This is a genomic window from Bacteroides sp. AF39-16AC, assembly GCF_003602735.1.
Classification (GTDB): Bacteria; Bacteroidota; Bacteroidia; order Bacteroidales; family Bacteroidaceae; genus Bacteroides; species Bacteroides uniformis.
The window spans coordinates 1-16830 of sequence record NZ_QTLN01000029.1 but is presented as its reverse complement, the minus strand read 5'-3'; the positions used below and the strand labels follow the sequence as shown (position 1 = coordinate 16830).

The window sequence follows — 16830 nt, the reverse complement described above, 5'->3', positions numbered from 1 at the left end:
CAAAAAGGAGAGATTATAGCTCTAATCTCTCCTTTTTGTGATGTTTTTCGGTCTTTTCTATTTGGTTTGTACTTGTTTCATCACCCGGAGGAAATTTCCACCCCATATCTTGGCGATGTCTGTTTCTGTAAATCCATGTTCCAGCAGACGGACGGTGATATTGATGAAATCATTGTCCCCATTGCATCCTTTGACCCCGCCTCCACCGTCGAAGTCCGAGCCAATGCCCACGTGGTCTATGCCTGCCACTTCAACCATGTGCAGCAGGTGTTTCATGAAGTCCGTAAGGTTGGTTTTCTTGGCATCCGGGTTCAGAAACTCGTCTACCAGGCAGGCTTGAGCCACACCGCCATGTGCGGCAAGGGCGCGTAGCTGTTCGTCGGTCAGATTGCGGTCGTGTCTGTAGATGGCGCTTGCAGAGGAGTGGGAGACTATGACCGGTGCTTTTGAATATTTCAGTACATCCCAGAAGGTGCTTTCGGCTGCATGGGAAAGGTCTATCATTATTCCCAGCCGGTTCATTTCTTTCACCACTTTTCTACCGTAAGGACTTAAGCCGTTCCAACGGGCAGTCGTGTCCGAAGAACTGTCGCAGATGTCATTGTTGCGGGTGTGGCAAAGGGTGATGTAGGTAACGCCTGCATCATGGAAACGGGTGATATTCTTCAAATCCTTGCTGATGCCGTATCCGTTTTCGATGCCAATATAAAAGGCTTTCTTTCCTTCGGTCTTGAGCCTGGACAAATCATCGGGCGTGCGGGCTATGGCACATTGCTCCCCGTTCATCTCCACTTGTCGGTAGATGTGGCGTATCAACTCATCCACTCGGTCAATGGCTTTCAGACTGTTCTCTTCATCGCACGGGCCTTGACGCACCCAGCATGCCAGGTATTGTCCATCCAATTTTCCTTCTCGCATCTTGGGCAGGCAAACCTGCGTTTTTTCGCGCGTACCTATATTATAGGAAACGTCAAAATCAAGTGGGGTGTCTGTATGCGTGTCGAGGGAGAGGATGCGGCGATGAATCTCTTTGGCATGCCGGTAGGTAGCTGCCTTTTGAACCAGAAAATAGAAGAATCTGGCAGAGATGCTGTCGCCTGCCGTAGCCAGAGCTTCGGGATGGAATTGCACACCCCATATCGGATATTCGTGAGAAGACTCTATAGCTTCGGGAATACTGTCTGACGACCAACCCGTTACGCTGAATCCCGGGGCAACTTGCTTGACCGCCTGGTGATGGTGAGTATTGGTGAAAAGTTGTGTCTGTCCGGTTATGGATGCCATGGCAGAACCGGGAGTGAGGTGGACGGTATGAGTTGGTATACTGCTCGGTTCCTGCTGCTGGTGGCAGACAGTGGTGTCGGGATGCTGGGTAGGGATATCCTGATAAAGGGTTCCGCCGAAAGCTACATTGATTAACTGTTCTCCCCGGCAGATGCCAAACATCGGAATGTTACGCCGGGTAGCCAGGCGGATGAGTGCCATGTCGTATACATCACGCAGGGAGTCCACCTCTCCCAGCTGTTCGATGGGCGATTCATTGAAATAGGAAGGGTGGATGTCTCCTCCTCCTATCAGAATGATACCGTCCAGCCGGTTGGCAATGTCTGTCAAGACAAGGCTATCGGTAGTGATGGAAATCAGTATAGGTGTTCCACCTGCCTGGATTACAGACTCGGTATACGTCATCTGTGTGGATGAGCTTCGGCCCGGATGTGAGCAGGAAATGCCGATGAGAGGGGCTTTCCTGGTTGTTTTTTGGTTGGACTGTCCCATTGCCAAATATGGACATAGAACGAGCAGTGTTGTTAACAGTAGTTTGTTCATGGTTTTCGGGGGGAATTCTTTTTCCTGCAAAGTTATAAGAAATATTTAAGCCGTCCAAGAAGTTGGATGACTTGTGAATTCGGGCAGTTTATTGGCAGAAGAACATTATATTCTTTGTTGGTGGAGGAAGTGTGTTATATAACATGCTTCCCGATGTTGCTTTTCTTTGAATTAATGCCTAATTTGCGCCTCACAAAAAGTTAACGGCATCATCGTATGTCAGGTTATTCACTTAAAATCTTAATATATCATGAAAGTATATCAGACGAATGAAATTAAGAACATTGCCCTCCTTGGCAATGACGGCTCGGGTAAAACCACTCTCACGGAAGCGCTGCTCTTTGAGAGTGGTATTATAAAACGTCGCGGCAGGATTACTGCCAAGAATACAGTCAGCGATTACTTCCCGGTGGAGCAGGAATACGGCTATTCTGTGTTTTCCACCGTTTTCCATGTGGAGTGGAACGGCAAGAAACTGAATATCATTGACTGCCCGGGTAGTGATGACTTTGTAGGGGCTGCCATGACGGCGCTCAACGTTACAGATACTGCCATTCTGCTGCTGAACGGGCAATACGGTCCCGAGGTAGGTACGCAGAACCATTTCCGCTACACCGAGAAACTGGGCAAACCGGTTATTTTCCTGGTAAACCAGCTTGATAATGAAAAGTGCGATTATGATATGGTGCTTGAGCAGTTGCAAACCATATACGGTCCGAAGGTGGTGCCCGTGCAATATCCGCTGGCTACCGGACCGAACTTCAATTCGTTGATCGATGTACTTTTGATGAAAAAATATTCGTGGGGACCCGAAGGTGGCGCTCCCATTATTGAAGAGATTCCGGCCGAAGAAATGGAAAAGGCTACAGAACTGCACAAGGCTTTGGTAGAAGCTGCAGCCGAACATGACGAAGGCCTGATGGAAAAATTCTTTGAGCAGGACTCTTTGACAGAAGACGAAATGCGCGAAGGTATCCGCAAGGGACTGGCTTCACGAGGTATGTTCCCGGTATTCTGCGTCTGTGCCGGCAAGGATATGGGTGTACGCCGTCTGATGGAGTTCCTGGGTAATGTGGTGCCGTTTGTGGACGAAATGCCACCGGTGCACAATACACGCGGTGAGGTGGTGAAGCCGGATTCTAACGGACCGACTTCCTTGTATTTCTTCAAGACTGCCGTTGAGCCGCATATCGGTGATGTTCAATACTTCAAGGTTATGAGTGGTAAAGTGCACGAAGGTGATGATTTTACCAATGCAGACCGCGGTTCCAAGGAACGCATCGCGCAGATTTATGCTTGTGCCGGTGCCAACCGTATCAAGGTAGAGGAAATGGTAGCCGGTGACATCGGCTGTACAGTGAAACTGAAGGATGTACATACCGGCAATACATTGAACGGTAAGGGCTCTGAAAACCGTTTCAACTTCATTAAATATCCGAACTCCAAATACTCACGTGCTATCAAGCCGTTGAACGAGTCGGATACAGAAAAGATGATGGTTGCTTTGAACCGTATGCGAGAGGAAGACCCGACATGGGTGATAGACCAGTCTAAAGAATTGCGTCAGACTATTGTACACGGACAAGGTGAATTCCATTTGCGTACCTTGAAGTGGCGTCTGGAAAACAATGAAAAACTGCAAATCAAGTTTGAAGAACCGAGAATACCGTATCGCGAAACGATTACCAAAGCTGCCCGTGCGGATTATCGCCATAAGAAGCAGTCGGGTGGTGCAGGCCAGTTCGGTGAAGTTCATCTGATTGTTGAGCCTTACTACGAAGGCATGCCGTTGCCCGAAACCTATAAATTCAATGGTCAGGAGTTCAAGATGAACGTCAAGGGTACCGAAGAAGTTCCATTGGAATGGGGTGGCAAGCTGGTATTCGTCAATAGTATTGTGGGTGGTTCCATTGATGCACGTTTCATGCCGGCCATCTTGAAGGGTATCATGTCACGTATGGAGCAGGGACCGTTGACTGGTTCGTATGCTCGCGATGTACGTGTCATCGTATATGACGGAAAAATGCATCCGGTTGACTCCAATGAAATCTCCTTTATGCTGGCGGGACGGAATGCGTTCAGCGAAGCGTTCAAGAATGCAGGCCCGAAGATTCTAGAACCCATTTATGACGTGGAAGTATTTGTTCCGTCGGACAAGATGGGTGATGTGATGGGGGACTTGCAGGGACGCCGTGCCATGATTATGGGTATGAGCAGCGAGGCCAGTTACGAAAAACTGAGTGCTAAGGTGCCTTTGAAGGAAATGTCATCCTACTCTACGGCACTTAGCTCACTGACTGGTGGACGTGCTTCGTTCATCATGAAGTTTGCCAGCTATGAACTCGTTCCGAGTGATGTGCAGGATAAACTGATTAAGGAATTTGAGGCAAAGCAAGCTGAAGAATGATTTTCAGGGGTTGGTAGTTTGGCTGTTGTAACTACCGGCTGCTAATATAACAATTGTTAAAGCCGTTGTTACTTCATGGCAAGTAATAACGGCTTTTTTCATTAACGTAGATTAAGAACATGCAGAATTGTGAATTGAATGATTAATTTTTTATTAAATTTGCAAACCAAAGGCTTGTGTTTTTGTTATAATGCTCATAATACAACCTAAAAAATGGTCTTCGGTTAATTTACGAGAACGTCCGGTTAAATCAGGTTAATTGGTTAGGAGTGTTAATTAGGGAGTGTTAATTTTGTGACTATGAAAAAGTCAACTATATGGATATTAGGTGTTGTTATGGGGCTTTCCTTCCTTAGTTTGCTGTATCTGCAGATAAGCTATATTGAGGAAATGGTGAAGATGCGTAACGGACAATTTGATGAATCGGTGAAGCGTGCGTTGATGGCTGCTTCGAAAGAGGCAGAGTCCGCAGAGGTTGTGCGTTGGCTGAATGAGGATATCTCCGAGGCAGAAAAGAAGGCGTGGGAACAATCGCAAAGCAGTAGCGGAGTGATGCGTACCCAGCGGTTTGTGATGACAGCTCCGGATGGCAGTGTCCGTTCTTCGGTGGAATTGAAAACTTTCAGTAACGAGCCTTCTGAATTGCCAAGAGCAATGATTTCACGCAAACACGGAGCAAAAACCATTCCTCAGACTTCACGCTCGCAGATAGAGATGCTTAAAAACCGCTATCTTTACCAGCGTGCATTGGTAGACGAGGTGGTGTTGCAGATGGTATACAATGCCAGCGACAAGCCGATTGAGGAGCGTGTTAATTTCAAAAGTCTGGACCAGTATCTAAAAGCAGGTCTGATAGAGAATGGTCTCGGTGATATGGATTATCACTTCAAGGTGATAGACCGGGAAGGTCGGGAGGTATACCGTTGTGCGGATTATAGCGATGCAGGGAGTGAAAGCTCTTATTCGCAGCCATTGTTTTTGAATGACCCACCAGCCCGTATGAGTATCGTCAAGATACATTTTCCGGGAAAGAAGGATTATATCTTCGATTCGGTCAGGTTTATGATACCGTCGATGATATTTACTTTTGTACTGCTGGTGACGTTCATCTTTACGATTTACATCGTATTCCGCCAGAAGAAGCTGACGGAGATGAAGAATGATTTCATCAACAATATGACGCACGAGTTCAAGACGCCGATATCGACGATTTCTCTGGCGGCACAGATGTTGAAAGACCCGGCTGTGGGCAAGTCTCCGACTATGTTCCAGCATATATCGGGTGTCATCAACGATGAAACGAAGCGCTTGAGGTTCCAGGTAGAAAAAGTGCTTCAGATGTCGATGTTTGACCGTCAGAAGGCTACTTTGAAGAATAAGGAACTGGATGCCAACGAGCTGATAGCGGGTGTTATCAACACGTTTACACTGAAAGTGGAGCGTTATAATGGAAAGATTGAATCGGAGCTTAAAGCTACCAACTCTGCCATTTTTGCCGATGAGATGCATATCACCAATGTGATTTTCAATCTCATGGATAATGCAGTGAAGTATAAACGTCCGGATGCGGATCTGCAACTGACGGTGAAGACTTGGAATGAGCCTGGCAAACTGATGATTTCCATCCAAGATAACGGCATCGGCATCAAGAAGGAGAATTTGAAAAAGATATTCGAGAAGTTCTATCGCGTGCATACAGGTAATCTGCACGATGTGAAAGGCTTCGGCTTGGGACTGGCTTATGTGAAGAAGATTATCATGGATCATAAGGGAACTATCCGGGCAGAAAGTGAACTGAACGTAGGAACTAAATTTATTATTGCATTACCTTTATTAAAAAATTGATTGATATGGACGAGAAACTGCGTATTTTATTGTGCGAAGATGATGAAAATCTTGGCATGCTTTTAAGAGAATATTTACAGGCAAAAGGTTACGCTGCCGAGTTATATCCCGATGGAGAAGCTGGATACAAGGCTTTCCTGAAGAATAAATATGACTTGTGTGTGTTTGATGTGATGATGCCAAAGAAAGACGGATTCACACTGGCACAAGAAGTGCGTGCGGCCAATGCCGAAATACCTATTATCTTCTTGACGGCAAAAACATTGAAGGAAGATATTCTGGAAGGTTTCAAGATTGGTGCCGATGACTACATCACCAAGCCCTTCAGTATGGAAGAGCTGACTTTCAGAATTGAAGCTATCCTGAGACGTGTTCGCGGAAAGAAGAACAAGGAGAGCAACATCTATAAGATTGGTAAGTTTACATTCGACACGCAGAAACAGATTCTGGCGACTGCCGAGAAGCAGACTAAACTGACCACCAAAGAATCCGAACTGCTGGGCTTGCTTTGTGCACATGCCAACGAAATTCTGCAGCGTGACTTTGCGTTGAAGACTATTTGGATTGATGACAACTATTTCAATGCACGTAGTATGGATGTATATATCACAAAGCTGCGTAAGCACCTGAAAGAAGATGATTCGATTGAAATCATCAACATTCACGGAAAAGGATATAAACTGATTACTCCGGAAGCTGAGTCTTGATGAGACTCGGCTCCTCTGGGGGAGAGAAAATAAAAAAGGCGGTTTGCATGTATATGCAACCGCCTTCTTTATTTCTTTTCTTTTGATATTAGTCGACAATTCTCTTGTTGATGACAATGTAGGAAATCAATCCCACTACAACCAAAACGGCAGAACTGCCCAAGATGGCATTGTTGTTAACATTGCCGGTAAAAGAACATGCAACCAGGATTACAGCTCCTATTACGACTAATATCAATCCCAGATTTTTTAATAAGCCTTTCATGTGTGTGTATTTTAATTAGATTATTATATTCTTTCGTATTCTTGTCACAAAGAAAAGCATAATTCTTTAACAAGCGAAATTATTTTTGCAAAAAATCCATATTTTAATAAAGAATGGAAGATGAGGAATGAAAAATGACGCTTCATCCCCTTATTTTCTCCTCCCTTAATCTCTAATCCTTAACCCCTAATCCCTATATCTTAGTCCTTCGTATTGAAGAAAATCTTCCTCAGCACCTCCTGGCTCACACTGAGCTCTTCGATGGTGATGCCTTTCAAGGCTTCTTTGAGGGTCTGGTTGGCAATGACGCGCGCGCGTTCTTCCAGCTCCTTGCCGTCCTTGGTCAGATGTATCAGATTGGTTCGGCGGTCTTTCTTGTCCGATATGCGCACGACGAGATGCTGACGCTCCATATTGTCTATCAAGCGCGTCATGCTGGGCTTGTCTTTGAAAGTTGCATTACACAACTCTTGTTGCGTCACCCCGTCCTTTTCCCATAAGAAGATGAGGACGGTCCACTGTTCCGGAGTAATCTCCAAACCGTTCTGGCGGAAGTTGCGGGACAGCTTTCGGTTAATGGCAGCCGACACTTTACCGTTCAGTATGGCAAAGATAAGGCGGATATCAAAGTTAAATTGCTCTATCATGAAATTATTGTTTAAACAACTTTGCAAAGATAAGGCAAGCTGAAGACAATTCCTATATCCCTACACAAAAAAACATTAAATGTTTGTAGTTCAAAATAAAATGTCTACCTTTGCACCGCATTTTTAAAACGAATAATTTATTTATTTAATTAAACGAGTATGAATCAATACGAAACCGTTTTCATTTTGACTCCCGTTTTGTCTGATGTTCAGATGAAGGAAGCGGTAGAAAAATTCAAAGGCATCCTTACTGCTGAAGGTGCTGAGATTGTAAATGAAGAAAACTGGGGACTGAAGAAGCTGGCATATCCTATCCAGAAGAAGTCAACCGGTTTCTATCAGCTGATTGAGTTCAATGCAGAACCTACTGTCATTGAGAAATTGGAAATAAACTTCCGTCGTGATGAGCGCGTTATCCGTTTCTTGACTTTCAAGCAAGACAAGTACGCTGCTGAATATGCTGCGAAGAGAAGAAGTGTTAAATCAACTAAAAAGGAGGATTAATCATGGCACAACAAGTTCAATCAGAAATCAGATATTTAACTCCGCCCTCAGTAGACGTTAAGAAGAAAAAATACTGCCGTTTCAAAAAGAGCGGTATTAAGTACATCGACTACAAAGATCCCGAATTCTTGAAGAAATTCTTGAATGAGCAAGGTAAAATCCTTCCGCGTCGTATTACCGGTACTTCTTTGAAGTTCCAACGTCGTGTAGCTCAAGCTGTGAAGAGAGCACGTCACTTGGCGTTGCTGCCCTATGTAACTGACATGATGAAATAATAGGAGGAGGAAAGTATGGAAATTATATTGAAAGAAGACATTGTAAACTTGGGTTATAAGAACGACATCGTAACAGTAAAGTCTGGTTACGGTCGTAACTACCTCATCCCGACTGGTAAAGCTGTCATCGCTTCACCGGCTGCAAAGAAAATGTTGGCTGAAGAGCTGAAACAACGTGCTCACAAGCTGGAGAAAATCAAAAAGGATGCTGAAGAACTGGCTGCTAAGCTGGAAGGCGTATCATTGAAGATTGCTACTAAGGTTAGCTCTACTGGTACTATCTTCGGTTCTGTTGGTAACATCCAGATTGCTGAAGAGTTGGCTAAATTGGGTCACAACATCGATCGTAAGATTATCGTTGTTAAGGACGTAGTGAAAGAAGTTGGTAACTACAAGGCTATCGTTAAGCTGCACAAGGAAGTTTCTGTAGAAATTCCTTTCGAAGTAGTTGCTGAAGAAGCATAAGAAAAGACTTAATAATGATAAGGAAGCCCGGTTCTGATAAAGGACCGGGCTTTTCTATGTTCGGAGCGTATGTGTGTGAGCTTATTGAGGGATACGTAAAGCTGCGGTTATAGAGGTTTACGAATCTGAAGTAGAGGTTTACGCGCGTGGTATAGAGGTTTGGCAAGAATACTCTTGTGTCTCTTTACGAGGTTACTAATGCAAAAAAAAAGAGCATATCCACTCAGGGGTATGCTCTTTGCCTTATTGTCAGCCAATAATTCTTTTAGTTTCTTGGCAATGCTTCTTTCACTACCATTTGGCGGCCTACATATTCTGCTCCATTCAGTTTGTTGATTGCTTGTTGGGCTTCAGCAGCTTCGGGCATCTCTACGAAGGCAAAACCTTTTGATCTGTTTGTATTACGGTCCATAATCAGTTTTACTGATTCTACTGTTCCATACTCTTCCATTACTTGTCTCAAATCTGATTCCCTAACGTTGTAGCTAAGGTTTCCAATGTACATATTCATAAAATACAAAAATAAAAAATTAATAATTCAATAAAGGAGTCTTAGGAAGTTGTAGTCAGAAATGAAAATTCTCAATGTGGCTAATCGAGGAGAAACATAGTGAAACGTAGATCGTAATAAACCTCTTATTGTTTTGTTGATGCAAAGTAACGGCTTTTATTTGGTATATGCACTATACTTTATCATTTATCTGCCATATAATACCCTTTTTTGTGAAATAAGACCAAGACTTAACAATTGGAAGGGAACAGAAGGAGAGGATAAGACATAAAAAAAGTCTGGTGTGCTTGTATGCACGTCAGACTTTCAATTCTCTCGAGTGTTGTACTGAAATTATTCAGCTACAACAGCTGCGCTATCTACTGCTACAGTGTCAGCTGCTGCGGCTGCTGCTGCGGCTTCAGCTGCTGCTGCTTCTACAGCTGCGATTGAGTCAGCGATACGGATAGAATCTGCAGTTGCTTGTTCAGCGTTAGCTGCTTTGTTGCCACAAGATGCGAAAGATACTGCTACGATAGCTGCAGCCATCAAAACTAATTTTTTCATTTTCTTTACTTTTAAAACGTAATACAATCAATTGCTTTATTAAAACGTTGCAAAGGTATGTACTTTTTGAATATGTTGTTCTCGAAACCCCAACTTTTTTTATATTTTTTTTGGAGCTTCGGCTGTTTTTATCCCTATCTATATGTTTTACAACATATTAATCTTCGGCAATGCTGTTGTATAAGTATCTCTTGATACTTCTTTTGGGCGTTTTCTCAAATTCAGTCGGATAAAGTTGGATTTGGCTTACTTTTTCATAGGCTGCCACACTATTATTCAGATTTTTGAGATTCTCATCCATAATGGTTTTGAGGTTGTCCGGCTGGTTCAACCCTAAAGAATCCAAGGCTTCATAGTCGGCATAAACCAGTGCCACCAGTCTTTTATTCCGTTCGATGACAAGACTTTCCAGGACGAAAGGCATGTTGTTGAGCCGTGCTTCTATCTCTTCGGGGAAGATATTCTGTCCACTGGAACTGAGAATCATGGTCTTGCTGCGTCCGCGTATGTATAGGTTGTTGTCGTCGTCCAGTGTACCCAAGTCGCCGGTGCGAAGCCATCCGTCTTCGGTGAAGACTTCTTTGGTGGCTTCGGGGTTTTTGTAATAACCCGTCATCACGTTCTCACCACGTACTTGTATTTCGCCGAGTTTGTCGTCCGGGTTTTCCTTGTAGATACGGGCTTCCATGATGTCGAGTACCCGTCCGGAGGAAGTCGGGACAAATTCATTCCAGGGAGCATAGCTGATGAGAGGGGCACATTCAGTCATGCCGTAGCCGATGGTGAAGGGGAACTTGATGCGGTGGAAGAATTCTTCCACTTCCGGGTTCATGGCCGCGCCTCCTATGATGACTTCCTTGAAACGTCCGCCCAGTGCGTCAATCAGTTTCTTGCGGATTTGCCCGTATATCTGTCCGTCGAGCAAGGGAATGCTGAGTGCCCATTTCATGGTCTTTTTGTTGATGATGGGCTGTATGACATTCTTGTATATCTTTTCAATGACAAGGGGTACGGTGATAATCAGGTTGGGTTTCACTTCCTCGAAAGCTTTCATCAGAATCTTTGGGGAAGGTACTTTTCCCAACAGTGTGACGTGTGTGCCGACGGCCGTGGCGGTAAGGAAATCGAATGCGCAGCCGTATGCATGTGCCAAAGGCAGGAAAGAGAGCACTTTGTCCCCTTTCTTCAGCAGCTCGGTACGTATGCCGAAGGTGACGTTGCCGGCCAGGTTGTTTCCCGTCAGCATGACGCCCTTACTGAATCCGGTGGTGCCCGAGGTATAATTCAGCAGCATGACCTTGTCGTTGGAAAGGTCCGTGTAAACGATGTCTTCCTTGCGGAACCCGTTCGGGTAGGTCGCTTCCATTTCATCGCCCAGATGCTTGAGGAAACGCTGGATGGTTTCGCCGTCCCGCTGATACAGACAGCGGAAGTCGCTCAGCGAGAACACACCGCGAATTCCGGTAAGCCGTTCTTCTTCCAGATGTTCCCAAATGGCATCGCTGGTGAAGAGGAACGTCGATTCGGAGTGGTTTACGATATGATGGACATCATTGGGGTTGAAGTCTTGCAGAATGGGGACTACGATACCGCCGTAGGTGATGGTGGCCATATAGGCGATGCACCAGCGGGCATTGTTCTTGCCGATGACGGCTATCTTGTCGCCGCGGCGCAGTTGGCAGTACTTGAAAATAAGGTGCAGTCTGGCTATTTCTTGTGCCACTTCGCCATAAGTATAGCTCTCATTTTCTCCATAGTTGGTATAGCAGGGGAGGTCCCAATTCTCGCGGAAACTATGCTCGTATAGTTTGATAAAGTTCTCTTGTATCATTGCACAAATTTTAGTTGAGTGTGCAAAAGTAGGAAAAATAGATTAATAATGTATATATTTGCAGCATAAATGTGTTTATAAGCTCATGATAGATACCAATATATTTCAAGATAAGACGGCGGTTTACTATACGTTGGGGTGCAAACTGAACTTCTCGGAGACCTCTACTATCGGTAAAATTTTGCGGGAAGCGGGCGTACGTACGGCGCGCAAGGGTGAGAAAGCGGATATTTGTGTAGTGAATACCTGCTCGGTGACGGAAGTGGCAGACAAGAAGTGCCGCCAGGCCATCCACAAACTGGTGAAGCAACATCCGGGTGCATTTGTCGTGGTGACCGGTTGCTATGCCCAGCTGAAACCGGAGACGGTGGCAAAGATAGAAGGTGTGGACGTCGTGCTGGGAGCCGAGCAGAAGAAGGACCTGCTCCACTACCTGGGCAATCTACAGAAGCACGAGACCGGCGAGGCCTACACTTCCGCTTTGAAGGATATACGTTCGTTTGCTCCGTCTTGTTCGCGTGGCGACCGGACCCGTTTCTTCCTGAAAGTGCAGGACGGCTGCGATTATTATTGTTCCTATTGCACCATTCCCTTTGCCCGCGGACGTAGCCGTAACGGCAGCATTGCTTCTATGGTGGAGCAGGCCAGCCAGGCGGCTGCCGAAGGTGGAAAGGAAATTGTATTGACCGGCGTCAATATCGGAGACTTCGGCAAGTCTACCGGTGAGACTTTCTTCGACTTGGTGAAGGCGCTGGACGAGGTGGAAGGCATTGAGCGTTACCGCATATCCTCCATCGAGCCGAATCTGCTGACAGATGAAATCATAGAATACGTGTCCCGTTCCCGGCGTTTCATGCCTCATTTCCATATACCGCTGCAGTCGGGCAGTGACGAGGTGCTGAAGCTGATGCGACGCCGTTACGATACCGCCTTGTTTGCCTCGAAGATAAAGAAGATAAAGGAAGTGATGCCCGATTCCTTTATAGGGGTAGACGTGATTGTGGGTACCCGTGGAGAGACGGAGGAGTATTTCGGGCAGGCTTATGAGTTTATCAAGAGCCTGGACGTGACGCAGCTCCATGTCTTCAGCTATTCGGAGCGTCCCGGCACGCAGGCCTTGAAGATAGACCACGTGGTGGCACCCGAAGAAAAGCACCGCAGGAGCCAGCAATTGCTGGAGCTTTCGGACGAAAAGACCCGTGCTTTTTATGCGCGCCATATCGGGCAGACGATGCCGGTGTTGCTGGAACGTCCCAAACCCGGACTGCCGATGCACGGCTTCACTCCCAATTATATCCGTGTGGAAGTCCCTCATGATGCTGCCTTGGACAACCAGCTCGTGTCTGTGCGCCTGGGCGATTTCAATGCCGACGGCACCGCACTCTTGGGAGCAATGGAATGAGGAATGCCGCCTTTGCAACAAATAACTCATAACTTATAACTCATAACTGACGAAGTGAAATCAAAAATTGTCTATTGGCTGACTTATGCGGGCATGTGGCTTGTGGCACTTCTGCCTTTCCGGGCGCTTTATGCATTGTCTGACGGGCTGTACTTCCTGATGCGCCACGTCGTGCATTATCGGAAGAAAGTCGTTCGCCGCAACCTTCGCAATTCTTTTCCGGAGAAGTCGGAAACCGAATTGATGGAGATAGAGCGCAAGTTCTACCATTATATCTGCGACTATATGCTGGAAGAGGTGAAGATGCTGCGCATGTCTTTCGAGGAGCTCTGCCGCCGGATGAAGTATGATAATAAGGAAGAATACCTTGCCATGATAGAGAAGCATGGAGGCATTGTACTGTTGATTCCCCATTATGCCAATTTTGAGTGGATTATAGGCATGGGGGCCATCATGCATCCGGGCGACATCCCGGTGCAGGTGTACAAACCGCTAAGCAATAAGTATCTGGACGAGATGTTTAAGCATATCCGTGCCCGGTTCGGAGGATACAATGTGGCGAAACATTCCACGGCACGCGAAGTGATAAAGCTTCGCCGTGAAGGCAGGCGGATAGCCATCGGCCTGATTACAGACCAGTCGCCCAACCGCAGCGAGGCCCATTATTGGACCACTTTCTTGAATCAGGACACCGTGTTCATGGATGGCGCCGAGCGCATTGCCAAGCTGATGGACTTCCCCGTCTTTTATTGTGAATTGGAACGGACATCCAGAGGATATTGCAAAGTGCTCTTCGACTTGGTTACCGAAACTCCCAAGCAGACGGCGGATGGCGAGATAACCGAGTGCTTCGCCCGTCGTCTGGAGCAGACCATCCGGCGCGAACCGGCTTATTGGTTCTGGTCTCATAAACGCTGGAAAAAGAAACGAAAAGAAGCTGTGCAACATGGATAAGATTGCTGTTGTCATATTGAATTGGAACGGATGTGATATGCTCCGTTCCTTCCTTCCCTCTGTTGTGCGTTTTTCGGAGGCGGATGGTGCTGTGGTGTATGTGGCGGACAATGGCTCTACGGATGCTTCTGTGGCAATGCTCCGTCGCGAGTTTCCTTCTGTGCACTTGATTCTGCTGGAAGAGAACCACGGTTTTGCCGACGGATACAATCTAGCATTGAAGCAAGTGGAGGCAGAATATGTAGTGCTGCTCAATTCCGATGTAGAGGTCACCGAGCACTGGCTTGTCCCGTTGGCAGAGTATATGGATGCCTATCCGGAGACGGCCGCTTGCCAGCCGAAGATACGCAGTTGGCGTAACAAGGGGCAGTTTGAATATGCCGGAGCTGCGGGAGGTTTCATCGACCGCTATGGCTATCCCTTCTGCCGCGGCCGTATTATGGGCGTGGTAGAAGAGGACAAGGGGCAATACGACACGGTGATACCCATTTTCTGGGCTACGGGGGCGGCTCTGTTCATCCGTCTGGCAGACTACCGGGAAGCGGGTGGGCTGGACGGACGTTTTTTTGCCCACATGGAGGAGATAGATTTATGTTGGCGGCTTCGTGCCCGTGGCAGACAGTTGGCATGTATACCGCAGAGTGTGGTATTTCATGTGGGAGGGGCCACTTTGAAGAAGGAGAATCCGCGCAAGACCTTCCTCAATTTTCGTAATAACCTTGTCATGCTTTATAAGAATCTGCCGCAGGAGGACTTGGCGTCCGTGATGCGTGTACGTGCGGTGCTCGATTATGTGGCTGCGTTCAGTTTCATGCTGAAAGGCCAGTTACCCAATGCTTTGGCCGTATTCCGTGCGCGCCGTGCCTACCACTCCCTCCGCACTTCATTGGCAGCGTCCCGCAAAGAGAATCTGAAAAAAACTACGCTTGCCGTAATACCGGAACGGACAAAAAACAGTATATTGGCGCAGTTTTATCTGCATGGAAAGAAATTCTTTTCCCAATTGTAGGAACTGTTGCCTTTTATAATTGTTCAATCTATTAAAGGTTTTGAATTATGGAAAAACTAGTTAGAAAAATCGGATTAGTGGCACACGACGCCATGAAGAAAGACCTCATCGAGTGGGTACTGTGGAACTCGGAATTGCTGATGGGGCATAAATTCTATTGTACGGGCACCACGGGTACCCTTATCCTCGAAGCCCTCCGGGAGAAACATCCTGATGTGGAGTGGGATTTCACTATCCTTAAATCCGGTCCTTTGGGCGGTGACCAGCAGATGGGCTCGCGCATTGTGGACGGAGAGATTGACTATCTTTTCTTTTTCACCGACCCGATGACCCTTCAGCCGCACGATACGGATGTGAAGGCGTTGACCCGCCTTGCCGGTGTGGAGAACATCGTGTTCTGCTGCAACCGCAGTACGGCAGACCATATCATTTCCAGCCCGTTGTTTGTCGACCCGACGTATGAACGCACTGTTCCCGATTACAGCAACTACACCAAGCGGTTTGCAAATAAGCCGGTGGTGGCCGAAGCGGTGGAATCGGCAAAGAAGCGGAAACGGCAAAAATAAGGATGAAACTCGGTTCTACTGGGCATTCTTAATCTATCGCTACCCTTCGTTCATGGACAGCCCACACTGGTGCGATAGCCCACCCTTGCCGTTTGAAGTCATAGAGTTGCACAATAATGGTGTTGGTGAATCTGCCCATTCTATGTCGTTGAGGTATTGGTAGGGGAAGCGGAACTCTGTGAGGTTTATTTTCAATAGTTCATTCCTTCTGAAGTCTGCATAGTTGTATGGGTTTGTAAAGTCGTAAGGGGTGGGCAGGTAGAGGGCATTTCTCCAATGAAACTCGGAGCTGTATTTGATAGCAAGCGGCCGGTAGCAGGAAGAGAGCGACGATGGGGAGTAATGCCAGTCGTTGTATAGCGTTTCTCATTGACTTTTTGTTGATGATGGGGCAAAGGTACGGAATATTGGTATCAATGGTTGTATTCTACGGCAGAAAAGTTGCTGCATGCTCACTGCAGAACTTCTGTATACATTTTGCAGTGCTACTGCATATCTGTTGCAGCGTCACTGCAAAGCTATTGCAGTACTACTGCAAATATATGTGCAGCGCCACTGCAAAAAGCATGCAGTGTCTTTGCAGTGGGAAGTGTCTGTGTATCAATAGTGAATGGGGTGATTCGGCAATCTGTCATTCTCCGCGGCGTTGGCATATTTCCACTCCTGCAGCCTCTATATCCGCGCCCATCGGTGGATTGCGCTTTGCCAGCTTGAGGGTTATTTCCTCTATCTGTGGGAAGTCGTGGAACAATCGGTTTATAATTCGCCCGCATACATGTTCCAATAGTTTGGAAGGAATGTCCATCTCTGCCTTCACAGCTGTATGTACATCGGCATAGCTCACGGTGTCGGCTACGTCGTCCGTTTCTGCCGCACGCCGGATATCAACTTGCAGGCGCAGGCTGACGGTAAACTCATTGCCTACCACGGTTTCTTGTTCGCCCACGCCGTGATGGGCGAAGAAGCGAAGCGTGTCAAGGAAAATATAACTGGTCATTACTTGTAGATTGTTTTCTGCAAAGTTACTACAAAAAAGTGAAATGCGGAAAGATATAGTGATAGAATTGAG

Annotated in this window: 17 protein-coding genes; 10 read left to right on the top strand and 7 right to left on the bottom strand. The window is 46.5% G+C overall.

Annotated elements, in window-relative coordinates:
* Positions 1–57: 57 nt before the first annotated feature.
* Complete coding sequence (locus DW039_RS18100; protein ID WP_117887776.1) at positions 58–1827, bottom strand: gamma-glutamyl-gamma-aminobutyrate hydrolase family protein; 1770 nt, start codon at positions 1825–1827, stop codon at positions 58–60.
* 250 nt (positions 1828–2077) lie between these two features.
* Between DW039_RS18100 and DW039_RS18095 the strand changes: the two genes are divergently transcribed.
* The 3 genes from DW039_RS18095 to DW039_RS18085 all read left to right on the top strand — a co-directional run bounded on the left by DW039_RS18095 (position 2078) and on the right by DW039_RS18085 (position 6786).
* Positions 2078–4234 carry a translation factor GTPase family protein gene (locus DW039_RS18095; RefSeq protein WP_008664112.1) on the top strand — a complete coding sequence of 719 codons (2157 nt, stop codon included), beginning with the start codon at positions 2078–2080 and terminating at the stop codon, positions 4232–4234.
* A 300-nt stretch (positions 4235–4534) separates the two neighbouring features.
* Positions 4535–6079 carry a sensor histidine kinase KdpD gene (locus DW039_RS18090; protein ID WP_005830174.1) on the top strand — a complete coding sequence of 515 codons (1545 nt, stop codon included), beginning with the start codon at positions 4535–4537 and terminating at the stop codon, positions 6077–6079.
* A gap of 5 nt (positions 6080–6084) precedes the next feature.
* Complete coding sequence (locus tag DW039_RS18085) at positions 6085–6786, top strand: response regulator transcription factor (protein ID WP_005830176.1); 702 nt, start codon at positions 6085–6087, stop codon at positions 6784–6786.
* An 88-nt stretch (positions 6787–6874) separates the two neighbouring features.
* Here DW039_RS18085 and DW039_RS20995 read toward each other — a convergent pair whose 3' ends face one another.
* Both DW039_RS20995 and DW039_RS18080 read right to left on the bottom strand, forming a co-directional pair.
* A complete protein-coding gene (locus tag DW039_RS20995) occupies positions 6875–7051 on the bottom strand; it encodes a hypothetical protein (RefSeq protein WP_005830181.1) in 177 nt (58 codons plus the stop codon).
* 200 nt (positions 7052–7251) lie between these two features.
* Positions 7252–7698 (bottom strand): MarR family winged helix-turn-helix transcriptional regulator, encoded by a 447-nt coding sequence (locus DW039_RS18080; protein ID WP_005830183.1) that lies wholly within the window; start codon positions 7696–7698, stop codon positions 7252–7254.
* Positions 7699–7857: 159 nt separating this feature from the next.
* Here DW039_RS18080 and rpsF point away from each other — a divergent pair, with 159 nt between their 5' ends.
* The 3 genes from rpsF to rplI are packed head-to-tail and all read left to right on the top strand — an operon-like array spanning position 7858 to position 8942.
* Positions 7858–8202, top strand: a complete 345-nt coding sequence (rpsF, locus tag DW039_RS18075; RefSeq protein WP_005657357.1) for a 30S ribosomal protein S6 — start codon at positions 7858–7860, stop codon at positions 8200–8202.
* Positions 8203–8204: 2 nt separating this feature from the next.
* Positions 8205–8477, top strand: coding sequence for a 30S ribosomal protein S18 (gene rpsR / locus DW039_RS18070; RefSeq protein WP_004288442.1), 273 nt, complete (start codon positions 8205–8207; stop codon positions 8475–8477).
* 15 nt (positions 8478–8492) lie between these two features.
* The gene (gene rplI, locus DW039_RS18065) at positions 8493–8942 is read left to right on the top strand and encodes a 50S ribosomal protein L9 (protein WP_016273037.1); all 450 of its coding nucleotides are present in this window, start codon (positions 8493–8495) and stop codon (positions 8940–8942) included.
* 265 nt (positions 8943–9207) lie between these two features.
* On the opposite strand, the gene DW039_RS18055 is transcribed toward rplI, so the two are convergent.
* The 3 genes from DW039_RS18055 to DW039_RS18045 form a co-directional block, all read right to left on the bottom strand.
* On the bottom strand, positions 9208–9453 hold the full coding sequence (locus DW039_RS18055; RefSeq protein ID WP_005830186.1) for an RNA-binding protein: 246 nt from the start codon (positions 9451–9453) through the stop codon (positions 9208–9210).
* A 333-nt stretch (positions 9454–9786) separates the two neighbouring features.
* The gene (locus DW039_RS18050; protein WP_005833237.1) at positions 9787–9999 is read right to left on the bottom strand and encodes a hypothetical protein; all 213 of its coding nucleotides are present in this window, start codon (positions 9997–9999) and stop codon (positions 9787–9789) included.
* Between the two features lie 157 nt (positions 10000–10156).
* Positions 10157–11830 (bottom strand): long-chain fatty acid--CoA ligase, encoded by a 1674-nt coding sequence (locus DW039_RS18045; RefSeq protein ID WP_005833234.1) that lies wholly within the window; start codon positions 11828–11830, stop codon positions 10157–10159.
* A gap of 85 nt (positions 11831–11915) precedes the next feature.
* Between DW039_RS18045 and mtaB the strand changes: the two genes are divergently transcribed.
* The 4 genes from mtaB to DW039_RS18025 are packed head-to-tail and all read left to right on the top strand — an operon-like array spanning position 11916 to position 15761.
* Complete coding sequence (gene mtaB, locus DW039_RS18040) at positions 11916–13232, top strand: tRNA (N(6)-L-threonylcarbamoyladenosine(37)-C(2))-methylthiotransferase MtaB (protein WP_005833232.1); 1317 nt, start codon at positions 11916–11918, stop codon at positions 13230–13232.
* A 54-nt stretch (positions 13233–13286) separates the two neighbouring features.
* A complete protein-coding gene (locus DW039_RS18035; RefSeq protein ID WP_008664096.1) occupies positions 13287–14186 on the top strand; it encodes a lysophospholipid acyltransferase family protein in 900 nt (299 codons plus the stop codon).
* Positions 14179–15195, top strand: a complete 1017-nt coding sequence (locus DW039_RS18030; RefSeq protein ID WP_005830203.1) for a glycosyltransferase family 2 protein — start codon at positions 14179–14181, stop codon at positions 15193–15195. Before DW039_RS18035 ends, DW039_RS18030 begins: the two co-directional genes overlap by 8 nt.
* Before the next feature lie 47 nt (positions 15196–15242).
* Positions 15243–15761, top strand: a complete 519-nt coding sequence (locus DW039_RS18025; RefSeq protein WP_005830204.1) for a methylglyoxal synthase — start codon at positions 15243–15245, stop codon at positions 15759–15761.
* Between the two features lie 631 nt (positions 15762–16392).
* Here DW039_RS18025 and folB read toward each other — a convergent pair.
* On the bottom strand, positions 16393–16758 hold the full coding sequence (folB, locus tag DW039_RS18015; RefSeq protein ID WP_005830212.1) for a dihydroneopterin aldolase: 366 nt from the start codon (positions 16756–16758) through the stop codon (positions 16393–16395).
* Between the last annotated feature and the right edge of the window lie 72 nt (positions 16759–16830).

Excerpts from the sequence above, each read along its gene's own strand:
- DW039_RS18100 (WP_117887776.1), bottom strand. The coding sequence starts at position 1,827 with ATGAACAAACTACTGTTAACAACACTGCTCGTTCTATGTCCATATTTG.
- DW039_RS18095 (WP_008664112.1), top strand. The coding sequence starts at position 2,078 with ATGAAAGTATATCAGACGAATGAAATTAAGAACATTGCCCTCCTTGGC.
- DW039_RS18090 (WP_005830174.1), top strand. The coding sequence starts at position 4,535 with ATGAAAAAGTCAACTATATGGATATTAGGTGTTGTTATGGGGCTTTCC.
- DW039_RS18085 (WP_005830176.1), top strand. The coding sequence starts at position 6,085 with ATGGACGAGAAACTGCGTATTTTATTGTGCGAAGATGATGAAAATCTT.
- DW039_RS20995 (WP_005830181.1), bottom strand. The coding sequence starts at position 7,051 with ATGAAAGGCTTATTAAAAAATCTGGGATTGATATTAGTCGTAATAGGA.
- DW039_RS18080 (WP_005830183.1), bottom strand. The coding sequence starts at position 7,698 with ATGATAGAGCAATTTAACTTTGATATCCGCCTTATCTTTGCCATACTG.
- rpsF (WP_005657357.1), top strand. The coding sequence starts at position 7,858 with ATGAATCAATACGAAACCGTTTTCATTTTGACTCCCGTTTTGTCTGAT.
- rpsR (WP_004288442.1), top strand. The coding sequence starts at position 8,205 with ATGGCACAACAAGTTCAATCAGAAATCAGATATTTAACTCCGCCCTCA.
- rplI (WP_016273037.1), top strand. The coding sequence starts at position 8,493 with ATGGAAATTATATTGAAAGAAGACATTGTAAACTTGGGTTATAAGAAC.
- DW039_RS18055 (WP_005830186.1), bottom strand. The coding sequence starts at position 9,453 with ATGAATATGTACATTGGAAACCTTAGCTACAACGTTAGGGAATCAGAT.
- DW039_RS18050 (WP_005833237.1), bottom strand. The coding sequence starts at position 9,999 with ATGAAAAAATTAGTTTTGATGGCTGCAGCTATCGTAGCAGTATCTTTC.
- DW039_RS18045 (WP_005833234.1), bottom strand. The coding sequence starts at position 11,830 with ATGATACAAGAGAACTTTATCAAACTATACGAGCATAGTTTCCGCGAG.
- mtaB (WP_005833232.1), top strand. The coding sequence starts at position 11,916 with ATGATAGATACCAATATATTTCAAGATAAGACGGCGGTTTACTATACG.
- DW039_RS18030 (WP_005830203.1), top strand. The coding sequence starts at position 14,179 with ATGGATAAGATTGCTGTTGTCATATTGAATTGGAACGGATGTGATATG.
- DW039_RS18025 (WP_005830204.1), top strand. The coding sequence starts at position 15,243 with ATGGAAAAACTAGTTAGAAAAATCGGATTAGTGGCACACGACGCCATG.
- folB (WP_005830212.1), bottom strand. The coding sequence starts at position 16,758 with ATGACCAGTTATATTTTCCTTGACACGCTTCGCTTCTTCGCCCATCAC.